Genomic DNA, 21,879 nt, shown 5'->3' with positions numbered 1-21,879 from the left:
GAGGGCATGATCCTTCCCGCGCTGTTCTTCTATCTCTTCGCCGGCGTCTGTGTCGCCTCGGCCGTGATGGTGATTGTCTCGCGCAATCCCGTGCACTCCGTGCTGTACCTGATCCTGGCCTTCGTCAACGCCTCCGGCCTGTTCGTGCTGATGGGCGCCGAATTCCTGGCGATGATCCTGATCGTCGTCTATGTCGGCGCCGTCGCGGTGCTGTTCCTGTTCGTGATCATGATGCTCGACGTGGACTTCACCGAGCTGCGCGAGGGCTTCATCGAGTACCTGCCGGTCGGCCTGGTGATCGGCGGCATCTTCCTGTTCGAGCTGCTGCTCACCGTCGGCTTCTGGGTTATCAACCCCGGCGTCGCCAAGACGATCACGGCGGCGATCCCGGCCAACGTCTCGAACACCGAGGCGCTCGGGCTGGTGCTCTATACGAAGTACATCCACTACTTCCAGCTCTCGGGCATGGTGCTGCTGGTCGCCATGATCGGCGCCATCGTGCTGACGCTGCGGCACAAGGCGAGCGTGAAGCGGCAGGACATCAACGTTCAGAACGCGCGGACGCCCGACATGGCGATGGCGATGCGCAAGGTGGCGCCGGGGCAGGGGCTCCAGGACTCTGACGCGGCGGAGTGGGTGAAATGACGATCGGGCTCGGACACTATCTGGCGGTCGGCGCGATCCTGTTCACGCTCGGCATCCTCGGCATCTTCCTGAACCGCAAGAACATCATCGTCATCTTGATGTCGATCGAGCTGATCCTGCTCTCGGTCAACATCAACCTCGTCGCGTTCTCGACCTTCCTCGGCGACATCGTCGGCCAGGTCTTCGCGCTTCTGGTGCTCACCGTCGCTGCCGCTGAAGCCGCGATCGGTCTCGCCATCCTGGTGGTCTATTTCCGCAACCGCGGCTCGATCGCGGTTGAGGACGTCAATCTGATGAAGGGCTGAGCTCAGTCATGGTTCAGGCAATTGTCTTTCTGCCTCTGCTGGGCGCCATTCTGGCCGGCCTGATCGCGCTGTTCGGCGCGCATGCCCGCAACCCGTCGGGCGACGAGGTCGAGCATCATGGCGACCACGGCCACGCGCACGCCCATGCGTCCGATACGATCAACGAGGATGCGTCCGTCATCCACGAGAGCCATCACGACGACGCCCACGATGATCACGGCCACGGCCCGACCGAGCCGGCCGCGGCAGGGTCGCGCGGTGCCGAGCTGATCACCACCGCGTTGCTGTTCGTCTCGGCCGCGCTGTCCTGGATGACGCTGGTCGATGTCGGCTTCATGCATCACGACATCAGGGTCCAGCTGCTGCCCTGGATCTTCTCCGGCGATCTTCAGGTCTGGTGGACCTTGCGGGTCGACACGCTCACGGCCGTGATGCTGGTGGTGGTGACCACCGTGTCCTCGCTCGTGCACCTCTATTCCATCGGCTACATGGACGAGGATCCGAACCGGCCGCGCTTCTTCGGCTATCTCAGCCTGTTCACCTTCGCCATGCTGATGCTGGTGACGGCGGACAACCTCGTGCAGCTGTTCTTCGGCTGGGAAGGCGTGGGTCTGGCGAGCTATCTGCTGATCGGATTCTGGTACCAGAAGCCGTCGGCGAATGCGGCCGCGATCAAGGCCTTCGTGGTCAACCGCGTCGGCGACTTTGGTTTCGCGCTCGGCATCTTCGCGATCTTCATGCTGACCAGTTCGACCGATTTCGAGACCATCTTCCATGCCGCGCCGGGCCTCACCGGCAAGACCATCAACTTCCTCGGCTGGCACGCCGATGCGCTGACCCTGACCTGCCTGTTGCTGTTCATGGGCGCGATGGGCAAGTCGGCGCAGTTCCTGCTGCACACCTGGTTGCCGGACGCGATGGAAGGCCCGACGCCTGTGTCGGCGCTGATCCACGCCGCGACCATGGTCACCGCCGGCGTCTTCATGGTGGCGCGCCTGTCGCCGCTGTTCGAGCTCGCCCCGAATGCGCAGGCCGTCGTGATGTTCTTCGGCGCGACCACCGCGTTCTTCGCCGCGACCATCGGCCTCGTGCAGAACGACATCAAGCGCATCGTCGCCTATTCGACCTGTTCGCAGCTCGGCTACATGTTCGTGGCGATGGGAGCAGGGGCCTATTCGGTCGGCATGTTCCATCTGTTCACGCACGCCTTCTTCAAGGCGCTGTTGTTCTTGGGCTCCGGCTCGGTGATCTACGCGATGCACCACGAGCAGGACATCCGCAACATGGGCGGGCTCTGGAAGAAGATCCCCTACACCTATGCGGTGATGGTGGTCGGCACGCTGGCGCTCACCGGATTCCCGCTCACCGCCGGCTACTTCTCCAAGGACGCGATCATCGAGTCCGCCTACGCCTCGCACATTCCGTTTGCGATGTACGGCTTCCTGATGACGGTCGTCGCCGCCGGCCTGACCTCGTTCTACTCCTGGCGCCTGATCTTCAAGACCTTCCATGGCGAGCCGCATGACGAGCATCACTATGAGGCCGCGCATGAGGCTCCGATCTGGATGCTGATCCCGATCGGCGTGCTCGCAGTCGGCTCCATCGTCGCCGGTTTCCCGTTCAAGGAGCTGTTCGCCGGTCACGGCATCGAGGAGTTCTTCCGCGAATCCGTGAAGATGAACCCGCACATCATCGAGGAGATGCACCACATCCCCGAGACCATCGCCTTCCTGCCGACGGTGATGATGGTGCTGGGCTTCCTCGTCTCGTACCTGTTCTACATCCGCCGGCCGTACATCCCTGTGCAGCTCGCTAAAGAGCAGCCGATGCTGTACCAGTTCCTGCTCAACAAATGGTACTTCGACGAGCTCTACGACATCATCTTCGTCCGTCCGGCGAAGTGGATCGGCTATCAGCTCTGGAAGAAGGGCGACGGCTTCATCATCGACGGCCTCGGTCCCGACGGCGTCTCGGCTCGCGTCCTGGACGTCACCCGCAACGTCGTGAAGATCCAGACCGGCTATCTCTATCACTACGCATTCGCCATGCTGATCGGCGCCGCCGGCCTGATCACCTGGTTCATGTTCGGCTTTGGAGGCCAGTAAATGACAACCTGGCCCATCCTATCGGTCACGACGTTCCTGCCGCTGGTCGGCGCGCTGATCGTCTATCTCAGCCGCGGCGATGACGAGGCGGCCAAGCGCAACTCGCGCTGGATCGCGCTCTGGACCACGCTGATCACCTTCGCGGTGTCGGTGATCCTGGTCATGCGGTTCGACCCGGCCAATCCCGACTTCCAGTTCGTCGAGAAGGCGAACTGGCTCGCCACCGGCATCACCTACCACATGGGCGTCGACGGCATCTCGCTGCCGCTGGTGATCCTCACCACCGCCGTGATGCCGTTCTGCATCTTCGCGAGCTGGAAGGCGATCACCAACCGCGTCCGCGAATACATGATGGCGTTCCTGATCCTGGAAACGCTGATGGTCGGCACCTTCTCGGCGCTCGATCTCGTGCTGTTCTACCTGTTCTTCGAAGGCGGCCTGATCCCGATGTTCCTGATCATCGGCGTCTGGGGCGGTCCGCGCCGGGTCTACGCATCGTTCAAGTTCTTCCTCTACACGCTGCTCGGCTCGGTCCTGATGCTGCTCGCCATCATGGCGCTGTACTGGAATGGTGGTACCACCGACATTCCGACGCTGATGCACACTGCCGTGCCGCGGTCGCTGCAGACCTGGGCCTGGCTCGCCTTCTTCGCTTCCTTCGCGGTGAAGATGCCGATGTGGCCGGTGCACACCTGGCTCCCCGACGCGCACGTCGAAGCGCCGACGGCGGGCTCCGTGGTCCTCGCCGCGATCCTGCTGAAGATGGGCGGCTACGGCTTCCTGCGCTTCTCGCTGCCGATGTTCCCGCTGGCCTCGCATGACTTCGCGCCGCTGATCTTCACACTCTCGGCCATCGCCATCATCTACACCTCGCTGGTGGCCCTGATGCAGGAGGACATGAAGAAGCTGATCGCGTACTCCTCGGTCGCGCATATGGGCTTCGTCACCATGGGCATCTTCGCCGGCACCATGCAGGGCGTCGCCGGCGGCATGTTCCAGATGATCTCGCACGGCATCGTCTCCGGGGCGCTGTTCCTCTGCGTCGGCGTCGTCTACGACCGCCTGCACACCCGCGAGATCGCGGCCTATGGCGGCCTCGTCAACCGGATGCCGCTCTACGCGCTGACCTTCATGGTCTTCACCATGGCCAATGTCGGTCTGCCCGGCACATCAGGCTTCGTCGGCGAGTTCATGACGTTGCTCGGCACCTTCAAGGTCTCGATCCCGACCGCGTTCTTCGCCACTTTCGGCGTGATCCTCTCGGCCGGCTACGCGCTGTGGCTCTACCGCAAGGTCGTGTTCGGGGCGCTGGTCAAGCCATCGCTGGCGAGCATGAAGGATCTCACCTTCCGCGAGTGCCTGACGCTGTTCCCGATGATCGCGCTGACGATCCTGTTCGGCGTCTATCCGAAGCCGGTGCTCGACATGTCGGCCGCCTCGGTCCAGCAACTCGTCAACAACTACAACACCGCTGTGACGGCCGTGAAGGCCGCCGCACTGCTCCAGTGATCGGGCAGGTTCAGGATATCGCCATGAGCTTTGAGACTGCAGGTTATCAACTGGCGCCGGTGCTGCCCGAGATCGTGCTCGCGGTCGGCGCCATGGCTCTGCTGATGCTGGGCGCCTATCGCGGGCAGGGGACGACCGGTGCCGTCACCTCGCTGGCGGTCGTGCTCCTGGTCGTGGTCGGCGTGCTCGAATACATGCTGCCCGCGGGCAAGCAGGTGACCTTCGGCGGCAGCTTCATCGTCGACGACTTCGCCCGCTTCATGAAGATCCTGGCCCTGATCGGCTCGGCGGTGACGCTGGTGCTGTCGACCGAGTTCCTGTCCGACCCCTCGCGCCGGATCTTCGAATACGCCATCCTGGTGCTGCTCTCGACGCTCGGCATGATGGTGCTGATCTCGGCCGGCGACCTGATCTCGCTCTATCTCGGCCTCGAACTGATGTCGCTGGCGCTCTATGTCGTCGCGGCCTCGAACCGCGACAACGCCAAGTCGACCGAAGCCGGCCTGAAGTATTTCGTGCTCGGCGCACTGTCCTCGGGCATGCTGCTGTACGGCGCCTCGCTGATCTACGGCTTCACCGGCACGGTCAGCTTCACCGGTATCGCGGCGGCCGCGACGATCTCGAATGTCGGCCTCGTCTTCGGTCTGGTCTTCCTGCTCGTCGGCCTCTGCTTCAAGGTTTCGGCCGTGCCGTTCCACATGTGGACGCCTGACGTGTACGAGGGGGCGCCGACCCCGGTCACCGCCTTCTTCGCGTCGGCGCCCAAGGTCGCCGCGCTTGCCGTGTTCACCCGCGTCACGCTCACCGCTTTCCCGGGCATCGTCTCGCAGTGGCAGCAGATCCTGGTGTTCGTGGCGATCGCCTCGATGGCGCTCGGCTCCTTCGCCGCGATCGGCCAGAGCAACATCAAGCGCCTGATGGCCTATTCCTCGATCGGCCACATGGGTTTCGCGCTGGTCGGCCTTGCCTCCGGCACCGTCGAGGGCGCGCAGGGCGTCCTGATGTACATCGTGATCTATGTCGCGATGACGCTGGGCTCGTTCTCGATCATCCTCGCAATGCGCCGCAACGGCCAGGCGGTCGAGCAGATCAGCGATTTCGCCGGCCTGTCGCGCACCAATCCGCTGCTCGCATTCATGTTCGCGATGCTGCTGTTCTCGCTCGCGGGCATTCCGCCGCTCGCCGGCTTCTTTGCCAAATGGTACGTCTTCGTCGCCGCCATCAAGGCGAACCTGTTCACGCTCGCGGTCGTCGGCGTGCTGACCAGCGTGGTCGGCGCCTACTACTACCTCGCCATCGTCAAGACGATGTATTTCGACGAGCCGGCCGGCCAGGTCGATCCGGTGCGCGTCGAGGTGAAGACGGTGCTGGCGGTTTTCGGCCTGTTCAACATCCTGTTCGCGCTGTTCGCAGGTCCCGTGGTGAGCGTCGCCTCTGCCGCGGCAAAGTCGCTGTTCTAGGATGAATTTCGCGCTCGGTCCTCGCGCATCGTCCGCGGGCTACAGGCTCGCGGCGTTCGAGCGGACCGGCTCGACCAATACCGAGGCGATCGAACGTGCGAGGGCCGGAGAGCTCGGCCCGATGTGGTTCGTCACGTCAGAGCAGACCGCCGGCCGCGGCCGCCGTCAACGCGCCTGGATCGCGCCGCGCGGCAACCTCGCCGCCAGCATCCTCGAAGTCATGGACGTCGCGCCGGCCGTCGCCGCCACCCTCGGCTTTGCCGCCGGGCTAGCCGAGGAGGCCGCGCTGGAGAAGGTCAGCCTCGAGGCCGCAATCCGCCTCGGCCCTGATCGTCCGCGCTACGCCCTGAAATGGCCGAACGACGTCTTGGCCGGGGGCAAGAAGCTCGTCGGCATCGGCCTCGAAGCCGAAGCCATCGGCGACCGCCTGGCCGTCGTCGTCGGCATCGGCACCAATGTCGTTGCAGCGCCCGAGGGCGTGCCGACGCCCGCGGTGTCGTTGGCGGCGCTCGGGGTGCAGATCAGTGCCGAGGAGCTGTTCTCGGCACTATCCGACGCCTGGGTCGAGTTCCGCGGCATCTGGGACAATGGAAGCGGCTTTGCCGAGATCCGCAAGCTGTGGCTGGAGCGCGCCGCCGGCCTCGGCGAGCGGGTCGCAATCCACACGGGGACGATGACGCTGGAAGGCATTTTTGACACCATCGACGACACCGGCTGCCTGATCGTCCGCACCGCGGAGGGCCGCCGGGTACCGGTCGCCGCGGGTGAGGTGTTCTTCGGCTCGGCCGCCTCCGTGGGAGCTGCGTGATGGCCAAGCCCGACGAACTGGTGTTTGCGCCGCTCGGCGGTGTCGGCGAGATCGGCATGAACCTGTCGATCTACGGCCTCGGCAACCGCCAGCAGCGCGCCTGGATGGCGGTCGATCTCGGCGTCTCCTTCGGAGACGAAGAGCATCTGCCGGGCATCGACCTGATCATGCCCGACATCAGCTTCCTGGAGAAGGAGCGCAAGAACTTGATGGGCCTGGTGCTGACCCACGCCCATGAGGACCATTTCGGCGCCATCATCGATCTCTGGCCGAAGCTGAAATGCCCGATCTATGCGACGCAGTTCAGTGCTGCGCTGTTCGAGGCCAAATGTGCCGCCGAGCGCAACGCGCCGAAGATTCCGGTGACGGTTGTGCCGTCCGGCGGCCGCGTCGACGTCGGCCCGTTCAACGTCGAGTTCATTCCCGTCGCGCATTCGATTCCGGAGGCGCATGCGCTGGCGATCCACACCGAAGCCGGCACGGTGCTGCACACCGGCGACTGGAAGATCGACCCCACCCCGACGCTTGGCGCGCCCACCGACGAGAAGCGGCTGCGCGAGCTCGGTGAGGAGGGCGTGCTCGCCCTCATCGGCGATTCCACCAACGCAGTGCGCGACGGCCGTTCACCCTCGGAAGCCGAGGTCGCCCGCACCATCATCGACCTGGTAAAATCAGCCAAGGGCCGCGTTGCGGTCACGACCTTCGCCTCCAACGTCGCGCGCATCAAGGCCGTCGCTGCTGCTGCCAGGGCCGCCGACCGCGAGGTCGTCGTGGTTGGTCGCGCCATGGAGCGCGTGGTGCAGGTCGCGCGCGAATGCGGCTATCTCGATGGCGTGCAGAATTTCCGCTCGCCCGAGGTTTACGGCCATCTGCCGCAGGACAAGGTGCTGGCGCTGTGCACCGGCAGCCAGGGCGAGCCGCGCGCGGCGCTGGCGCGCATCGCTAATGACGACCATCCCGAGATCACGCTCAACCGCGGCGACAGCGTCATCTTTTCCTCGCGGACAATCCCGGGCAACGAGAAGGCCGTCGGCTCGATCATCAACAACCTCGTGCTGCAGGGCGTCGAGATCATCACCGACCGCGACCATCTGGTCCACGTCTCCGGCCATCCCCGCCGCGACGAATTGCGCGACATGATTGGCTGGGTGAAGCCGCAGCTCCTGATCCCCGTCCACGGCGAGGCGCTGCACCTGAACGAGCACGCCAAGCTCGCGCGCGCCGCCGGCGTGCCGCGCGTGCTGGTGGTCCGCAACGGCGACCTGATCAAGCTCGGCCCGGGTGATCCCGGCATCATTGGCGAAGTGCCTTCCGGCCGCCTCTACAAGGACGGCACGATCCTGGAGGACTCCAAGTCCCGCGCCGTGGTCGAGCGGCGGCGCATGGCGTTTTCCGGCTGTGCCTTCGTCGCCATTGCCATGACCGAGCAGGGCGAGCTGGTCGACGATCCCGAGGTCGATCTGGTCGGCATCCCCGAGAAGAACAGGGCAGGCGAGCCCTTCGACGACCTCGTCTTCGATGCCGTGGTCTCCACCATCGAGGGCCTGCCGAAGGCGCGCCGCCGCGACCCCGACGCATTGGGCGAGTCGGTGCGACGTGCTGTCCGGGCCGTGATCAACGAACATTGGGGCAAAAAGCCCCCCTGTCTGGTACACGTACTGACAGTGTAAGGGGAGAAGACACATGCTGGGCCGGCTCAACCATGTCGCGATCGCGACCAAGGACGCCGTCAAGGCCGCCAGGATCTATGGCGCCGCGTTCGGCGCTCAGATCTCGGAAGCCGTGCCGCTGCCCGAGCACGGCGTCATCACCGTGTTCGCGACGCTGCCCAACACCAAGATCGAATTCATCGAACCGCTCGGCGAGGCCTCGCCGATCGCAAAATTCGTCGAGCGTAACCCCGACGGCGGCATCCACCATGTCTGCTACGAGGTCGTCGACATCATCGCCTCGCGCGACACGCTGGTGAAGGAGGGCGCGCGGGTGCTCGGCGACGGCGTGCCGAAGATCGGCGCCCATGGTAAGCCGGTGCTGTTCCTGCACCCGAAGGATTTTTCCGGCGCACTGGTCGAGATCGAGCAGGCATAAGGCCGAACCATGGCCATCCAGATCTCAACCGCGATCGCAATCTACTTCGTCATCTGGTGGGTCGCGCTGTTCCTGACGCTGCCGTTCGGCGTACGCAGCCAGCACGAGGATGGCGTCGGGGCGCCCGGCACCGACCCCGGTGCGCCGATCCTGACGCGGATGGGCCGCAAGCTGATCTGGACCACCATCATCTCGGCGATCATCTACGGCCTCGGCATGGTCGCCTATCACGCCGGCTATCTCTCGATCGAGCGCCTGTCGAAATTGATGGGAATGCCTTTCTAGACGTTTTTGCTAGACGTTTTTGCTGACGACATTGTTTGGGGGACCGAATGACTTTTCAGAGGATCGTCATTGCACTTCTGGTGCTGATCGTCGCCGGCATCGGTGCCATCGGCTATTTCGAATGGCGGATGGCCGCGCAGGTGCGCACCCTGAAGGCGTTCGTCGAGGGCTATGTCTTCAACGAGGCGGTGATGGCCTGCGAGCAGGCCAAAAGCTCGACGCCGTTCAAATGGAACGGAGGCAAGAGCACCTCGGTGATCGGCTTGAACTCGGCCAAGCTCGACAAATACACGGTCAGCGCCAGCTACACGCTGGTGGCGGACAGTGTCTATTGCGATTACGATCCGATCAAAAGAAAGGCCGAGATCGGGTCGAGCTTCCTGGAGCGGGAGTAACGATCCGGCGCTGGCAGGCATGAGCGCGCCGCCGCCTGCTCGATGCGGCGCGAGTTCGCGCACGCCCGATCAGCCGCTCACGCAGGCGGGCTAGATCGCTCGGCGTTGTCGGCCGGCGAAGAGCCCGTAGACGAACAGCACGATGATCGCGCCGACGACCGCACCGATCAGTCCGGCACCTTCTTCGGCACGATACCATCCGAGCGCCTGCCCGAGGTAAGTCGCAACGAAGGCGCCGACGATCCCCAAGATGGTCGTCAGGATGAAGCCGGACGGCTCGTTGTCGCCAGGCATGATGAACTTGGCGATCACGCCGGCGACGAAGCCGATGATGATTGTCCAGAGAAGACCCATTTCCACACCTCTTCCAGGTTAAGCGGCAACAACTATGCCTCAGGCAGACGTCCGTCCGGCGTGTACTTGTCGACCGCCGAGGGCAATTCCCGGGATAGCCTTGTGAGGATCTCGTCTTGCGAGAGCCCCGTCTGCTGTTCGAGCTTCTCCAGAACGTCGGAGCCGATCGCATTCCTCAGCTCAGGCGACGAAATCTCCTTGTTGGGTCCGGGCTTCACCCATGAATCGGCGACCTCGCCCTGGCCGTTCTGGTTGAACCGCTCCAGGAGCTCGCCAATGCCGCCATTGAGCAGGCCCCCGATCCCGCCCGCGCCGAGCATGCCGCCGAGATTACCAAGCACTCCCCCAGGCGGCTGCTGGCCGCCCGCGGATGAGCCGCCGGTCGCACCTTTCAGCAGCTCTGCCAACTTGTCGCGGTTCTGATAGCCGGCCATGGCCAGCATCGCCAGAAGGGCAGTCATGGAGGGCATTCCGCGGCTCATCGCTAACTCCTTCAAAATCTCAGACACGCAAAACTGCCTCAGCCCGCTTGTGTTCCAAAAATCGGCAAATGGTGGGCTCGCGACCCCCGGCTTGGTCGTCCGACACGAAGAACTTTCGGTGCAACTGGTCCCGGGGTGCGCCGGCGATACACGGGTGGCGGACCGCTTTGATTGCGATTACGATCCGACCAAAAGAATGGCCGGGATCGCCCAAGCTTGCCAGAAGCGGGAGTAACGACCAGGCCATGCCAAGCATGGGGTGGGATCGTCATGACCGGGGACCGGGCGGGGGACTATCGAATTCTGCATGAAGCGGCGCTGCGGGATTATCTCGCAGGCCTTCCCGATATCGCCGCACTCCTCGGCGGCGAGCCGGCCTCATGGGAGATCACCGAGGTCGGCGACGGCAATCTCAATCTCGTCTTCATCATGAAGGGCGGGCGCGGCGGCGTCGCCGTCAAGCAGGCGCTGCCTTATGTCCGCCTCGTCGGCGAAAGCTGGCCGCTGCCGCTGTCGCGGGCCCATTACGAATATCTGGCTCTGTCCCGACAGGCCCAGCTCGCGCCCGGCCTCGTGCCGGCTTTGCTGCATCACAACGAGGCCCTGGCGCTGACGGTGATGGAGCTGCTCGAACCCCACATCATCATGCGCAAGGGGCTGGTTGCGGGAACGCAATATCCGGGCTTCGTCGGTGACATCACCACCTTCATGGCGCGAACGCTGTTCTTCACCTCCGACCTCGCGCTGTCCGCGGCCGAGAAGAAGGAGGGCATTGCGGCCTTCGCCGGCAATCATGCGCTCTGCAAGATCACCGAGGATCTGATCTTCACCGATCCCTACCGCATCGCCGAGCAAAACCGCTGGACTGCGCCGTATCTCGATGCGCTCGCTGCAAGCCTGCGCGATGACATGGAGCTGCATGTCGCGATCTCCCGGCTGAAGCTGAAGTTCATGGCAAGCCCCGAGGCGCTGCTCCACGGCGACCTCCACACCGGCTCGATCATGGTGACGGGCAAACAGACGCGGGTGATCGATCCGGAATTCGCATTCTATGGCCCGATGGGGTTCGACGTCGGCGCCGTGCTGGCCAACCTTGTGATGGCCTATTTTGCCTCCGCCGGCCACGAGCGCGCACCGGGGGAGCGGGCCGCGTTCGAGGCCTGGGTGCTGGAGACGATCGAGCAGGTCTGGAACGAGTTCGCCGGCAAATTCCTCGACCTCTGGCGGGCGGAAGGCACTGGCGATGCCTATCCGGTCTCACTCTTTGCCGGCGCGCAGGGCGCCGCGCGCCTGGAGGCCGAGCGGCAGGTCTACATGCAGCGCCTGTTCGCCGACACGGTCGGCTTCGCGGCCGCAAAGACCATCCGCCGCATCTTCGGCCTCGCCCACAACATCGATTTCGAGCTGATCGAGGACCCGAGGAAGCGCGCCGTCAGCGAAGCCCGCGCGGTGCGGCTCGCACGGGCGATGATGGTGGAGACGGGGACGTTTCGGACGATCGCCGACGTTACGGGTGCTGCGCGAAAACTGCGGGACTGGATACCGGAGCTAACGGGTTGAGAGAGTTCATGGCGAGGAGCGCGCCTTCGCGCTCGCAATGACAAAGCCGAGCAACAGGCGCAATTGCTTCATCGTCACCCTGAGGTGCCGGAGCGTAGCGAAGGCCTCGAAGGGCGACAGCCCGGCTGCATCGCGGCCGTTCATCCTTCGAGGCTCAGCACGCGCTGCGTTCGCATCGCATGCTTCGCACCTCGGGATGACGGTCCAAGACGCCAGAGCGCCCTCAATACATCCGCATCGGTAGCGGCGCGCCTTCGGGGCCGACCAGCAGACCCCAGGTCTCGTTGGCCGCGACCTCGAACTCACGCGTCTGGGCCGCGCTGCCCTTGAGCTTCAGGGTGACCTTGTACTGGCCCGGCGGCAGATCGATCTTCTGGCTATCAGGCAACTCATCCGCGGCGGCGTCAAAATCGATCAGTTCCTCTCCGGCGTGAGCCGCCAGTCTGATGGTTCGCTCGTTGACGGTGATGTCGGCCGCTTCATCCGTCTGGTTGCCGAGCAACAACATCACTTGTCCCGGCGCCGGCCGGATTTTGGCCGTGGCGGCCAACGGCTTGCGCAGCGCAAGGTCGGCGATCGTTGTGTTGTCCTGACGGACAAGCCGGAGCAGCGCCGGCCCGTCTGACGTCGTGAAGGCGACGACGGCCCTGTCTGGCGCGACGACCGCTCCGTCGTTCTCGGTCCAGCCGCGCTTTTCGAGTGCAGCGCGATAGAAGCCGAGCACGGCCTCGAGACCGAGCGGGGTCTCGACGTGAGCCGACCTCATGAAGGGCGAATTCTTCGCGGTCATCAGGGTCCAACGGTCGACCAGCGGCAGGCCCATGTCGTCGGACATCTTGGTCTCGAATGTCCGGCTCGTGGCTTGTGTCAGAAGCCCGACAGTGTCGCAGAGCAGGCGCTCGCCAAGATAGTCCGGGGCGCAACGGCCCCTGAGTGCCCACCATGTATCGTCGACAAACCCGTTTGACCGCTTGGTGTGGGACCAATTGATTTGAATGTTTTTCGTCGGGCCGTCGCGGGCAGGGTCCGGCGTGACGGGGATCGCCATCGCCGCTGTCGCGGCGACCAGACTGCCGGCGAGCAGGATACCTAGGCGATTCATTGTTTCCGCGATCCTTGTTTTCCGCGATCCCTGGGGCTCAGATAACGGTCCTGAGCTTGGTCGCGCCGATCGCGAGAAATGTTCACTATTCCCGTTGCTCGATGACGCACCGCGTCAATCGAGGGCTTGCATCGCCGGGCAGATGCAACCGGCCCCGAAGGCATCGCCGAACGGCCGCCGTCCGGAACTGACATTGGTCTCCATCAAAAACGAAGCTTGCATTCGACGGGCTACGAATGATCAAATCCCTGATCGGAATACCTGCGCTGGTGGGGACACACATGATGTTCAGGATGATGGCGATCGTCGCGGGCTTGGGACTGGCGCTCGCTGGATCTGCGGAGGCCCAGACGCCGCGCAAGGGCGGAACCATCCGGATGACCGCGCCCTATGGCTCGAGTTTCACCAGCCTGGACATTCACACCACGCAGCGCGCCCAGGACGAGATCTACGCCAAGGCGCTGCACCGCTCGCTGTACATCTGGAATTCCGCGGAGGGCAAGCCGGTCCTGGAGCTTGCCAAGGAGGATGTGGTCTCGGGCGGCGGCCTCGTTCACACCTTCAAGCTGCGCGACGACGCCTATTTCCACAATGGCCGCAAAATGACGGCCGACGATGTCATCTGGTCCTACACCCGCATCATGGACGGCACCAAGGCCTATCCCGGCGCGCGGTTTGTCCGCGTGATCGAGGGCGCGGCCGCGGTCGAGAAGGGCCAGGCCAAGGAAATCTCCGGGCTGAAGAAGATCGACGACTTCACCGTCGAGATGAAGCTGACCGAGAAGGTCGATCCCGGCTTCTACTTCTTCACCGCGCTGACCTCGATCTATCCCGCCGACGAGGGCGCCAAGGAGAGTTTTATCCAGAAGCCGATCGGTCTCGGGCCCTTCAAATTCGTCGAGCACGTACCGGGGTCGCGCATTGTCCTGGAGCGGTGGGACCGGTTCTACAAGCCCGGCAAGCCCTACGCCGACAAGATCGTCGTGTCGATCATGGGCGAGGCCGCGGCGCGCGATGTCGCCTTCCGCAACAAGGAGGTCGACACCTCGGTGCTCGGACCCGCGCAATATGTGGCCTACCAGTCCGACGCCAATCTCAAGGGCACCATCGTCGAGGTCGCCGAGGTCTTCACGCGCTACATGGGGATGAATCCATCATTCAAGCCGTTCGCCGACAAGCGCGTGAGACAGGCGATCAACTACGCGATCGATACCGACCTGATCATCAACAAGCTGGTCAAGGGCAAGGCCTATCGCGCCACCAGCTGGCTGCCGCTGACCTCGCCCGCCTACGACAAGGCGATGAAGCCGTACGCTTACGATCCCGCCAAGGCCAAGCAGCTGCTTAACGAGGCCGGCTATCCCAACGGCTTCGAGTTCGAATGGACCACCAGCCAGAACGAGAGCTGGGGCTTGCCGATCGTCTCGGCCGTGATTCCGATGCTGGACAAGGTCGGCATCAAGGCGAAGGTCAAGCAGGTCGAGACCGCGGTGCTGGCGGAGGTGGTTCGCACCGGCGACTACCAGGCCTTTATCTATTCCCAGGCGAGCGGTCCGGATCCGCAGGCGGCCCTCAAATGCTTCCACTCGTCGACGCCGCAGCCAGCCTGCAACTACATGATCTTCAAGAACGCCGATTTCGACAAGATCGTCGACGAGGCCGGGCAGGCCGACGACCCAGCAAAGCGCGCCCAGCTGCTGCAAAAGGCCAATGCGCTGCTCTATGAGGAGGCACCGGTCTGGTTCTTCAACTACAACAAGGCGGTCATGGCGGTGCAGCCGTGGCTCAAGGGGATTCAGCTCAACGCGACGGAGCTGACCCATCAGAACGTCGAAGACCTCTGGGTCGACGAGACCTCGCCCGCGAAGTGACATGCGCTCTCGCGCTCCCTCCGTCGCCACAGACGATGGAGGGAGAGAGGAAAAGTGCCGATGCTCTCCTTCCTGTTCCGTCGCCTGCTGCAAACCGTTCCGACCGTGCTTGCCGTCGTGCTGCTGGTCTTCGTGTTGTTCAGCGTGGTTCCCGGCAGCATCGTCTCCTCCATGAGTGACGACAGCGATCCGCAGGTCGAGCTGCGCATGAAGAAGCAGCTCGGCCTCGACGATCCCGTTTACGTGCGTTTCGGCGTCTACATTGCCAAGCTCGCGACCGGTGATTTCGGCACCTCGTTCCGGACCCGTGAGCCTGTCACGACCATGATCGCCAAGCGGGCTTGGCCGACCCTGCAACTGATCTTCGCGGCCATGGCATTCTCGGTCGTGATCGGCGTGCCGCTTGGCTTCATCGCGGCCCTGCGACCGGGCGGCATCGTCGATACGCTTGCCATGGTCGTCGCGGTGTCGGGCCTTTCCATCGCCAAATTCTGGCTCGGACTGGTTCTGATGTACCTGTTCGCGTTGAAGCTCGGCTGGCTGCCGAGTTTCGGCTATGGCGATGGCGGACTGAAATATCTGCTCCTGCCAGCGGTGACGCTCGGCGTCTCGCCGATGGCGCTGTTTGCCCGGACGACGCGCGCCGCGGTCCTCGAGATCATGACCGCCGATTTCGTCCGCACCGCGCGATCCAAGGGCATGAGCGAGACGCGGGTGGTGAAGTGGCATGTGATGCGCAACGCGCTCGTCATCATTCTCACCACCGTCGGCCTGCAATTCGGTGGCCTGATGGGGCAGGCGGTCGTGGTCGAGAAACTGTTCTCGTGGCCGGGGATCGGCTCATTGCTGGTCGACAGTGTCTTGCAGCGCGACATTCCGGCGGTCCAGGGCTCCATTCTCGTCGTCGTGCTGGCCTTTCTCGCGATCAATCTGCTGATCGACGTACTCTACGGCGTGATCGATCCCAGGATCAGATACGCATGAGCGCTGGCGGGCTCCATCACGCTTGGACGGGAAGGCAATCGCATACGAGGCGCGCGGTGTGGCGTCACGGGTGCTGCGCCGCCTCTCCCGCCTGCGGGGGAGGGTTGGGGTGGGGGTGTCTCCGCATCGGGGTTCCCTGTGTGGCGAGAGCCCCCACCCGCCGCGCTCTCCGAGCGCGTCGGCCTCCCCCGCAAGCGGGAGAGGCCAAACGCGCCCGCGGCGAGTTCTCGCTAAAGCCACACACGATTATCCTTTTCGCGGTGGAGCGCTTGCAATGAAGCTCCGCGCGAATCTCGTCATCGGTGGGGTGTTGTTCGCGCTGGCGATCCTGGTCGGCCTGCTCGCACCCTGGCTGGCGCACACCGATCCCGTGATGGACGCCAATTTGATGAATGCGGAGGAGCCCCCGAGCTGGACCTGGTGGTTCGGGACCGACGACCAGGGCCGCGACATCTATTCCCGCGTCGTGTATGGCGCGCGGGTCTCGCTGACGGTCGGTATCATCTCGCAGCTCATCAACAGCGTCATCGGCGTGGCCTTGGGGCTGAGCGCTGGCTATTTTGGCGGCTGGTGGGACGATGTCGTCAACGCCCTGACCAATCTCATGCTCGCGATCCCCTCGCTGATCTTCGCGCTGGCGATCATGGCGGTGCTCGGACCCGGCCTGACCAGCCTGTTGATCGCACTCGGGCTGACCAACTGGTCCTTCACGTGCCGGATCGCGCGGGCCTCGGCACTGTCGCTGCGGAGCCAGGGCTATGTGCAGGCTGCGACCGTGCTCGGCTACGGCGATTTGCGCATCATGATCACCCAGCTGCTGCCGAACATGCTGGGCCCCATCATCGTTATCGGCACGCTGGGCATGGGCAGCGCGGTGTTGTCCGAAGCCGCATTGTCGTTCCTCGGCCTCGGCGTTCGCCCGCCGTTTCCAAGCTGGGGCAGCATGCTGTCGGAAGCCCGCGAGCAGATCACGACGGCGCCGTGGCTCTCGGTATTTCCGGGCCTCGCCATCTTCCTGACGGTGCTTGGCCTCAACCTGCTCGGCGATGGCCTGCGCGACATTCTCGATCCCCAATCGCGGAGCCGGCGGACATGACCGGCGCACCGCTGATCGAAGTCGAGGACCTGCGCATCGATCTCGACGACGGATCGAGGCGCGTCGCGGCGGCCGAGGGCGTTTCGTTCCGCATCTCGCGCGGCGAGACGTTCGGCCTCGTCGGCGAATCCGGCTGCGGCAAGAGCATCACGGCGCTCGCCTTGATCGGGCTGTTGCGGCCGCCGCTCTCGATCGGCGGCGGCGTCATCCGGTTCGAGGGGCAGGAGATCCAGCACCTCTCCGCCGCCAGGCAGCGGGAGCTGCGCGGCAACCGCATTGCCATGATCTTCCAGGAGCCGATGACGGCGCTGAACCCGGTCTCGCCCGTGGGCCGGCAGATCGCCGAGATGTTCGTGCTCCACAAGGGCAAGAGCTGGCGGGAAGCCAATCGGCTGGCGGTCGAGGCGCTGGCCAGCGTCCGCGTCCCCGCGCCCGAGCGCCGCGTCAACGATTACCCGCACCAGCTCTCCGGCGGCATGCGCCAGCGCGTGATGATCGCCATCGCGCTCGCCTGCGGTCCCGATCTCCTGATCGCCGACGAGCCAACCACCGCGCTCGACGTCACCGTGCAGGCCGAGATCATCGAGCTGATGCGAAATTTGTGCGCCGAGCGTGGAACGGCGATCCTGATGATCAGCCACGATCTCGGCCTGGTCGCAAACGTCTGCCGCCGCGTCGCCGTGATGTATGCCGGCCGGATCGTCGAGGAGCGCGGCTCGGCCGATATCTTCCGTTTCCCCTCGCACCCCTATACGCAAGGCCTGGTCGCCTCGCTGCCGAGGCTCGGCAGCCGCGCTGCCCTCGGCCGCACCAGGCTCAAGGAGATCGCCGGCGTCGTCCCGGCGATCACGAATTTCCCTGATGGCTGCCGGTTCAATCCGCGCTGCGCGCAGGCGACGGATATTTGCCGAAGAGTCGCGCCGGAGACCGATCTGCTGGCGGCGGGCGGTCTGGTCAGGTGTCATCACCATGCATGAGCCGCAAGACATGCTGGGTGACCGAAGGCCGGACGATGACCTCATCCTCAGCGTCGAGGATCTGGCGGTTCATTTTCCTCTGGGTGGCGGCCTGCTGGGCCGCGGCAAGCGGATGCTCCGGGCCGTCGATGGCGTCGATCTCAAGCTGAAGCGCGGCGAATGCCTCGGCCTCGTCGGCGAGTCCGGCTCCGGCAAGTCGACGGTCGCATTGTCGATCCTTGGCCTGCTGACGCCGACGCACGGCCGCATCGTGCTGGACGGGCAGGTCGTGAGGAGCAGGCAATCCGGCGATCGCAAGGCGTTGGCGCGCACCGTGCAGATGGTGTTTCAGGATCCCTACGCCTCGCTCAATCCACGCCAGACCGTGCGCCGCACGCTAGAGGATCCCCTGCGTGTGCACGGCGTCACCGCGAAAAGCGAGATCGAGGACCGCGTCGCGACCATGCTGCGGCATGTCGGCTTGCGGCCCGAACAGTCGGGCCGCTATCCGCATGAATTCTCCGGCGGTCAGCGCCAGCGCATCGGCATTGCCCGCGCGCTGATCCTCAACCCCAAAATCGTCATCTGCGACGAGCCCGTGTCGGCGCTCGACGTCTCGATCCGCGCCCAGATCATCAATCTGCTGCTGGAATTGAAGGACACGCTCGGTCTGTCCTATATCATGATCAGCCACGATCTCGGCGTCGTCGAGCACATGAGCGACCGCGTCGCCGTGATGTATCTCGGCCGCATCGTCGAGAACGGCCAATGGCGCGAGATCTTCGAGCGCCCGGCGCATCCCTATACGCAGGCCCTGATCGCTGCGATTCCTGATCCGCTACACCGTGCCCCGCTGGCGACCACGGGCGGCGACCTGCCCAACCCGCTCAATCCCCCGAACGGCTGCGCCTTCAGCCCGCGCTGTCGTTATGCGGAGGCGGTGTGCCGGCACGAGCCGGGGCCGCTGCTGGAGACGCGAGCCGATGGACACGCGGTGAGGTGCTGGCGGGCAGACGAGATCGGTGCAGCGAGCCTTGCCCTATCACCGTCACCCTGAGGTGGCCGCTTCTTCAGCGGCCCTCGAAGGGCGACGGCCCGGCTGGCAGCGTGGCCGTTCATCCTTCGAGGCTCCGCATGCGATGCTGTCGCATCGCCTGCTCCGCACCTTAGGGATGACGGGGTCATTGTCGCTTCTGCTTCTGTTTTGCCCGACGGGTCAATCCCGGTGCGGTGGGCTCACGCACTTGCGGCTTCGATAAGCAGCTGAATTTTCTTACAGTTTCTACTGTGCATGGGGTTGTTTTCGCGTTTTTTGTTTTGAGGGCTGTCTAGTCCGCCGCCTTTTCCCTCAGCCGCTGCGCGTAGACGTTGATGACCAGCGCGGCCAGCAGGATCAGGCCGCGGATCAGGATCTTCAGGAAGCTATCGATGTTGACGTGGTCGAGGCCGTTATTGAGGACGCCGAGCACGAACAAACCGACGATGGTGTTGCCGATGCCACCACGTCCGCCGAACAGGCTGGTGCCGCCGACCACGACAGCAGCGATGGAGTCGAGCAGATAGGTGTCGAACTCGTTCTGCTGCGCGCTGCCGAAATGGGCGACGCCGAGCATGCCGCCGATGCCCGAGCACACCGCCGAGATCACCATCACCGCGCCTAGGATGAGCTTGACGTTGAGGCCGGAATATTCGGCCGCCTCGCGATTGCCCCCGACCATGTAGACGTAGCGGCCGAAGCGCGTGTAGGTCAGCACCAGATGCCCGCCGAGCAGCATCAGCGCGGCGATGATGACGAGCCAGGGGATGCCGCCGATCGAGCCTGAGCCGAGCGTGGTGATCAGGCTCGGAACCTTGTAGGCGATCTGGCCGCGCACCAGCAGCGCCGAGATGCCGGCGGCGATCTGCATCATCGCCAGCGTCATGATGAAGGAGGGGATGCCGATCACGGTCAGCCCCAGCGCATTGACGAGGCCGAGCAAGGCGCAGAGCAGGATCGATAGCAGGATGGCGACCGCGCCGGGGAGGGGAATGTTGGCGATGTTGACGTAGGATTCCTGCAGCGTGAAATAGGCGACCGCGATGCCCGTGACATTGGCGATGCTGGCGATCGAGAGGTCGATCTCGGCGCACAGGATCACGAAGGTGAGGCCGACGGCGATGATGCCGGTGACCGACACTTGCGTGAGGATGTTGCCGAGATTGTCGAGCGTCGCGAAGGAGGGGCTGGCAAAGGCGAAGAAGCCGGACAGGAAGATCAGGGTGAGGAACGGGGCGATGTTGCGCATCTGCGAGCGCAGGAAGGGCGCCAGCCCGCGCGCCCGTTGCCCCGCCGCCAAAGCCGTCTCACTGCTCGTCATTGTGATTCTCCGTCACGCCGCTTCCAGCAGGCGGTCCTTGCTGACCGGCTCGTTCCTGAATTCCCGCACCAGTGCGCCGCGCTTGAGCACGAGGATGCGGTCGGCCAGCGACAGCACCGTTTCCGGCTCGGTCGACAGCACGATGATCGCAAGCCCCTTGGCGCGGAGGTCGCGAACGATGTTGATGACGTCGTTCTTGGCGCCGACATCCATGCCGCGGGTTGGCTCGCACAGCACCAGGAGCTTGGGCGGATAGGTCAGCCATTTTGCCAGCGCCACCTTCTGCTGGTTGCCGCCGGAGAGCATGCCGAGATCGAGGCCGACCACCGGCGGCCGGATCTGCAATTGCTCGACCTGACGCTTCGCGATATCGCGCTCCTGCGCCGGCTTGAGCAGCAGGGAGGAGATGCGGTCCAAAATGCTGATCGAGATGTTCTTGTAGACCGGCTCCTGGTGGAACAGCATGTCGCGGCGGCTCTCCGGCACCAGCGCCACGCCGGCGCGCCGCGCCGCCGCCGTGCTGGCAAAGGTTTTTGGCTGACCCTCGACGAGAAGCGCGCCGCTATCAGGCTTCAGCTTGCCGAACAGGATGCGCGACAGCTCCTGCTGGCCGCAGCCCATGAAGCCGTAGATGCCGAGCACCTCGCCAGCGCGGGCCTCGAAGGAGATGTCCTTCAGGCTGCGGGCGAGCGTCAGCTGGTCGACCTTCAGAACCACCGCGCTGTCGCTCGGTTGCGGCAGCAGCAGGTCGTCGGTGTAGCTGTGCTCGAGCGCTTCGCCGCCGCGGCCGATCATGGCCTCGATCAGCGCGCCCTTGCTGGTGGCGGCGCTGGCCGTCTCCGCGACTTTCCGCCCGTTGCGGAACACGGTCACCGTGTCGGACACGCGCAGGATGTCCTCGATGAAATGCGAGATGAAGACGATGCTGGTGCCTTCTTCGCGCAGCCGCCGCAGCGTTGCGAACAGCCGCTCGACCTCGGGCGGGGAGAGGGCGGAGGTCGGCTCGTCCAGGATCACGATGCGGGCACCGGAGAACAGCACGCGCGCGATCTCGATCAGCTGCTGCAGCCCGATGGGCAAGTCACCCAGCCGGCTCATCGGATCGACGTCGATGCCGAAGCGGGCGAGCTGCTCGCCGGCCTCGCGCGCCATCCGTCGCCATTGCACGAGGCCAAGGGCGTTGGTTGGCTGGTTGCCCAGGAAGACGTTCTCGGCGACCGTGAGGTCGGGCGCGACAGAGAGCTCCTGGTGCACCATGGCAATGCCGGCCGCATGCGCATCGCGCGCCGAGCGGAAATGCGTCTCCTTCCCATCGATCAGGAAGCGGCCGGAGAATTCGGTGTGCACGCCGGCGATGATCTTCATCAGCGTGCTTTTTCCAGCCCCGTTCTCGCCGACGAGACCGTGGATCTCGCCGGGATGGAGCGCGAAGTCGACACCACGAAGCGCTTCGACGCCGCCGAAGCTCTTCGTGATGCCCTGCAGTTCAAGGATGGGCGAACGCACCTCGGGCATGG

Annotated in this window: 22 protein-coding genes; 16 read left to right on the top strand and 6 right to left on the bottom strand. The window is 64.5% G+C overall.

Annotation, left to right across the window (positions count from 1 at the left end; translation table 11 throughout):
- Positions 1–6 precede the first annotated feature (6 nt).
- From BM190_RS18055 to BM190_RS18010, 10 genes are read left to right on the top strand one after another with little or no spacing between them, the layout of a single operon-like run.
- Positions 7–645 (top strand): NADH-quinone oxidoreductase subunit J, encoded by a 639-nt coding sequence (locus BM190_RS18055; protein WP_018320150.1) that lies wholly within the window; start codon positions 7–9, stop codon positions 643–645.
- A complete protein-coding gene (gene nuoK, locus BM190_RS18050; RefSeq protein ID WP_008547737.1) occupies positions 642–950 on the top strand; it encodes an NADH-quinone oxidoreductase subunit NuoK in 309 nt (102 codons plus the stop codon). The genes BM190_RS18055 and nuoK overlap by 4 nt, the downstream gene beginning before the upstream one ends.
- Positions 951–958: 8 nt before the next feature.
- Complete coding sequence (gene nuoL, locus BM190_RS18045; protein WP_092257309.1) at positions 959–3,055, top strand: NADH-quinone oxidoreductase subunit L; 2,097 nt, start codon at positions 959–961, stop codon at positions 3,053–3,055.
- A complete protein-coding gene (locus BM190_RS18040; protein WP_092257307.1) occupies positions 3,056–4,564 on the top strand; it encodes an NADH-quinone oxidoreductase subunit M in 1,509 nt (502 codons plus the stop codon). It begins immediately after the preceding gene.
- A gap of 23 nt (positions 4,565–4,587) precedes the next feature.
- On the top strand, positions 4,588–6,024 hold the full coding sequence (gene nuoN, locus BM190_RS18035) for an NADH-quinone oxidoreductase subunit NuoN (RefSeq protein ID WP_092257304.1): 1,437 nt from the start codon (positions 4,588–4,590) through the stop codon (positions 6,022–6,024).
- A 1-nt stretch (position 6,025) separates the two neighbouring features.
- Positions 6,026–6,832 (top strand): biotin--[acetyl-CoA-carboxylase] ligase, encoded by an 807-nt coding sequence (locus BM190_RS18030; protein WP_092257301.1) that lies wholly within the window; start codon positions 6,026–6,028, stop codon positions 6,830–6,832.
- Complete coding sequence (locus BM190_RS18025) at positions 6,832–8,502, top strand: ribonuclease J (RefSeq protein ID WP_092257296.1); 1,671 nt, start codon at positions 6,832–6,834, stop codon at positions 8,500–8,502. Before BM190_RS18030 ends, BM190_RS18025 begins: the two co-directional genes overlap by 1 nt.
- Before the next feature lie 13 nt (positions 8,503–8,515).
- Complete coding sequence (mce, locus tag BM190_RS18020; protein WP_018320156.1) at positions 8,516–8,920, top strand: methylmalonyl-CoA epimerase; 405 nt, start codon at positions 8,516–8,518, stop codon at positions 8,918–8,920.
- Positions 8,921–8,929: 9 nt separating this feature from the next.
- Entirely contained in the window at positions 8,930–9,205 is a 276-nt protein-coding gene (locus BM190_RS18015) for a DUF1467 family protein (RefSeq protein ID WP_018320157.1), read from the top strand.
- Positions 9,206–9,252: 47 nt separating this feature from the next.
- Positions 9,253–9,600: a hypothetical protein gene (locus BM190_RS18010; RefSeq protein WP_028141470.1), complete on the top strand. Its 348-nt coding sequence runs from the start codon at positions 9,253–9,255 to the stop codon at positions 9,598–9,600.
- Between the two features lie 90 nt (positions 9,601–9,690).
- On the opposite strand, the gene BM190_RS18005 is transcribed toward BM190_RS18010, so the two are convergent.
- Together BM190_RS18005 and BM190_RS18000 are read right to left on the bottom strand one after the other, a co-directional pair.
- Complete coding sequence (locus tag BM190_RS18005; protein ID WP_018320158.1) at positions 9,691–9,954, bottom strand: GlsB/YeaQ/YmgE family stress response membrane protein; 264 nt, start codon at positions 9,952–9,954, stop codon at positions 9,691–9,693.
- A 32-nt stretch (positions 9,955–9,986) separates the two neighbouring features.
- Positions 9,987–10,436 carry a YidB family protein gene (locus BM190_RS18000; RefSeq protein WP_018320159.1) on the bottom strand — a complete coding sequence of 150 codons (450 nt, stop codon included), beginning with the start codon at positions 10,434–10,436 and terminating at the stop codon, positions 9,987–9,989.
- Positions 10,437–10,706: 270 nt separating this feature from the next.
- Here BM190_RS18000 and mtnK point away from each other — a divergent pair, with 270 nt between their 5' ends.
- Positions 10,707–11,996, top strand: a complete 1,290-nt coding sequence (mtnK, locus tag BM190_RS17990; protein ID WP_092257291.1) for an S-methyl-5-thioribose kinase — start codon at positions 10,707–10,709, stop codon at positions 11,994–11,996.
- Between the two features lie 6 nt (positions 11,997–12,002).
- Here the strand turns inward: mtnK and BM190_RS40495 are convergent, their stop codons facing one another.
- Together BM190_RS40495 and BM190_RS17985 are read right to left on the bottom strand one after the other, a co-directional pair.
- A complete protein-coding gene (locus BM190_RS40495) occupies positions 12,003–12,140 on the bottom strand; it encodes a hypothetical protein (RefSeq protein WP_177237143.1) in 138 nt (45 codons plus the stop codon).
- A 79-nt stretch (positions 12,141–12,219) separates the two neighbouring features.
- Positions 12,220–13,098, bottom strand: coding sequence for a hypothetical protein (locus BM190_RS17985; protein ID WP_092257288.1), 879 nt, complete (start codon positions 13,096–13,098; stop codon positions 12,220–12,222).
- 281 nt (positions 13,099–13,379) lie between these two features.
- Between BM190_RS17985 and BM190_RS17980 the strand changes: the two genes are divergently transcribed.
- The 5 genes from BM190_RS17980 to BM190_RS17960 all read left to right on the top strand — a co-directional run bounded on the left by BM190_RS17980 (position 13,380) and on the right by BM190_RS17960 (position 19,062).
- Positions 13,380–14,969, top strand: a complete 1,590-nt coding sequence (locus BM190_RS17980) for an ABC transporter substrate-binding protein (RefSeq protein ID WP_092257285.1) — start codon at positions 13,380–13,382, stop codon at positions 14,967–14,969.
- Positions 14,970–15,029: 60 nt separating this feature from the next.
- Complete coding sequence (locus tag BM190_RS17975; RefSeq protein ID WP_092257282.1) at positions 15,030–15,953, top strand: ABC transporter permease; 924 nt, start codon at positions 15,030–15,032, stop codon at positions 15,951–15,953.
- Between the two features lie 274 nt (positions 15,954–16,227).
- Complete coding sequence (locus tag BM190_RS17970; RefSeq protein ID WP_018320167.1) at positions 16,228–17,049, top strand: ABC transporter permease; 822 nt, start codon at positions 16,228–16,230, stop codon at positions 17,047–17,049.
- Entirely contained in the window at positions 17,046–18,026 is a 981-nt protein-coding gene (locus BM190_RS17965) for an ABC transporter ATP-binding protein (RefSeq protein ID WP_092257279.1), read from the top strand. Before BM190_RS17970 ends, BM190_RS17965 begins: the two co-directional genes overlap by 4 nt.
- Positions 18,019–19,062 (top strand): ABC transporter ATP-binding protein, encoded by a 1,044-nt coding sequence (locus tag BM190_RS17960; RefSeq protein WP_092257276.1) that lies wholly within the window; start codon positions 18,019–18,021, stop codon positions 19,060–19,062. Before BM190_RS17965 ends, BM190_RS17960 begins: the two co-directional genes overlap by 8 nt.
- A gap of 271 nt (positions 19,063–19,333) precedes the next feature.
- Here the strand turns inward: BM190_RS17960 and BM190_RS17955 are convergent, their stop codons facing one another.
- Together BM190_RS17955 and BM190_RS17950 are read right to left on the bottom strand one after the other, a co-directional pair.
- Positions 19,334–20,362: an ABC transporter permease gene (locus BM190_RS17955; protein WP_092257272.1), complete on the bottom strand. Its 1,029-nt coding sequence runs from the start codon at positions 20,360–20,362 to the stop codon at positions 19,334–19,336.
- A 12-nt stretch (positions 20,363–20,374) separates the two neighbouring features.
- Entirely contained in the window at positions 20,375–21,877 is a 1,503-nt protein-coding gene (locus tag BM190_RS17950; RefSeq protein WP_092257268.1) for a sugar ABC transporter ATP-binding protein, read from the bottom strand.
- Positions 21,878–21,879 lie beyond the last annotated feature (2 nt).

It is taken from the genome of Bradyrhizobium sp. Rc3b, from assembly GCF_900114915.1.
GTDB lineage: Bacteria > Pseudomonadota > Alphaproteobacteria > Rhizobiales > Xanthobacteraceae > Bradyrhizobium.
This window is presented reverse-complemented; position numbering and strand designations above follow the sequence as displayed.

Bases quoted from the DNA above. Each gene is read 5' to 3' on its own strand.
- BM190_RS18055 (WP_018320150.1), top strand. From the start codon at position 7: ATGATCCTTCCCGCGCTGTTCTTCTATCTCTTCGCCGGCGTCTGTGTC.
- nuoK (WP_008547737.1), top strand. From the start codon at position 642: ATGACGATCGGGCTCGGACACTATCTGGCGGTCGGCGCGATCCTGTTC.
- nuoL (WP_092257309.1), top strand. From the start codon at position 959: ATGGTTCAGGCAATTGTCTTTCTGCCTCTGCTGGGCGCCATTCTGGCC.
- BM190_RS18040 (WP_092257307.1), top strand. From the start codon at position 3,056: ATGACAACCTGGCCCATCCTATCGGTCACGACGTTCCTGCCGCTGGTC.
- nuoN (WP_092257304.1), top strand. From the start codon at position 4,588: ATGAGCTTTGAGACTGCAGGTTATCAACTGGCGCCGGTGCTGCCCGAG.
- BM190_RS18030 (WP_092257301.1), top strand. From the start codon at position 6,026: ATGAATTTCGCGCTCGGTCCTCGCGCATCGTCCGCGGGCTACAGGCTC.
- BM190_RS18025 (WP_092257296.1), top strand. From the start codon at position 6,832: ATGGCCAAGCCCGACGAACTGGTGTTTGCGCCGCTCGGCGGTGTCGGC.
- mce (WP_018320156.1), top strand. From the start codon at position 8,516: ATGCTGGGCCGGCTCAACCATGTCGCGATCGCGACCAAGGACGCCGTC.
- BM190_RS18015 (WP_018320157.1), top strand. From the start codon at position 8,930: ATGGCCATCCAGATCTCAACCGCGATCGCAATCTACTTCGTCATCTGG.
- BM190_RS18010 (WP_028141470.1), top strand. From the start codon at position 9,253: ATGACTTTTCAGAGGATCGTCATTGCACTTCTGGTGCTGATCGTCGCC.
- BM190_RS18005 (WP_018320158.1), bottom strand. From the start codon at position 9,954: ATGGGTCTTCTCTGGACAATCATCATCGGCTTCGTCGCCGGCGTGATC.
- BM190_RS18000 (WP_018320159.1), bottom strand. From the start codon at position 10,436: ATGAGCCGCGGAATGCCCTCCATGACTGCCCTTCTGGCGATGCTGGCC.
- mtnK (WP_092257291.1), top strand. From the start codon at position 10,707: ATGACCGGGGACCGGGCGGGGGACTATCGAATTCTGCATGAAGCGGCG.
- BM190_RS40495 (WP_177237143.1), bottom strand. From the start codon at position 12,140: ATGAACGGCCGCGATGCAGCCGGGCTGTCGCCCTTCGAGGCCTTCGCT.
- BM190_RS17985 (WP_092257288.1), bottom strand. From the start codon at position 13,098: ATGAATCGCCTAGGTATCCTGCTCGCCGGCAGTCTGGTCGCCGCGACA.
- BM190_RS17980 (WP_092257285.1), top strand. From the start codon at position 13,380: ATGATGTTCAGGATGATGGCGATCGTCGCGGGCTTGGGACTGGCGCTC.
- BM190_RS17975 (WP_092257282.1), top strand. From the start codon at position 15,030: ATGCTCTCCTTCCTGTTCCGTCGCCTGCTGCAAACCGTTCCGACCGTG.
- BM190_RS17970 (WP_018320167.1), top strand. From the start codon at position 16,228: ATGAAGCTCCGCGCGAATCTCGTCATCGGTGGGGTGTTGTTCGCGCTG.
- BM190_RS17965 (WP_092257279.1), top strand. From the start codon at position 17,046: ATGACCGGCGCACCGCTGATCGAAGTCGAGGACCTGCGCATCGATCTC.
- BM190_RS17960 (WP_092257276.1), top strand. From the start codon at position 18,019: ATGCATGAGCCGCAAGACATGCTGGGTGACCGAAGGCCGGACGATGAC.
- BM190_RS17955 (WP_092257272.1), bottom strand. From the start codon at position 20,362: ATGACGAGCAGTGAGACGGCTTTGGCGGCGGGGCAACGGGCGCGCGGG.
- BM190_RS17950 (WP_092257268.1), bottom strand. From the start codon at position 21,877: ATGCCCGAGGTGCGTTCGCCCATCCTTGAACTGCAGGGCATCACGAAG.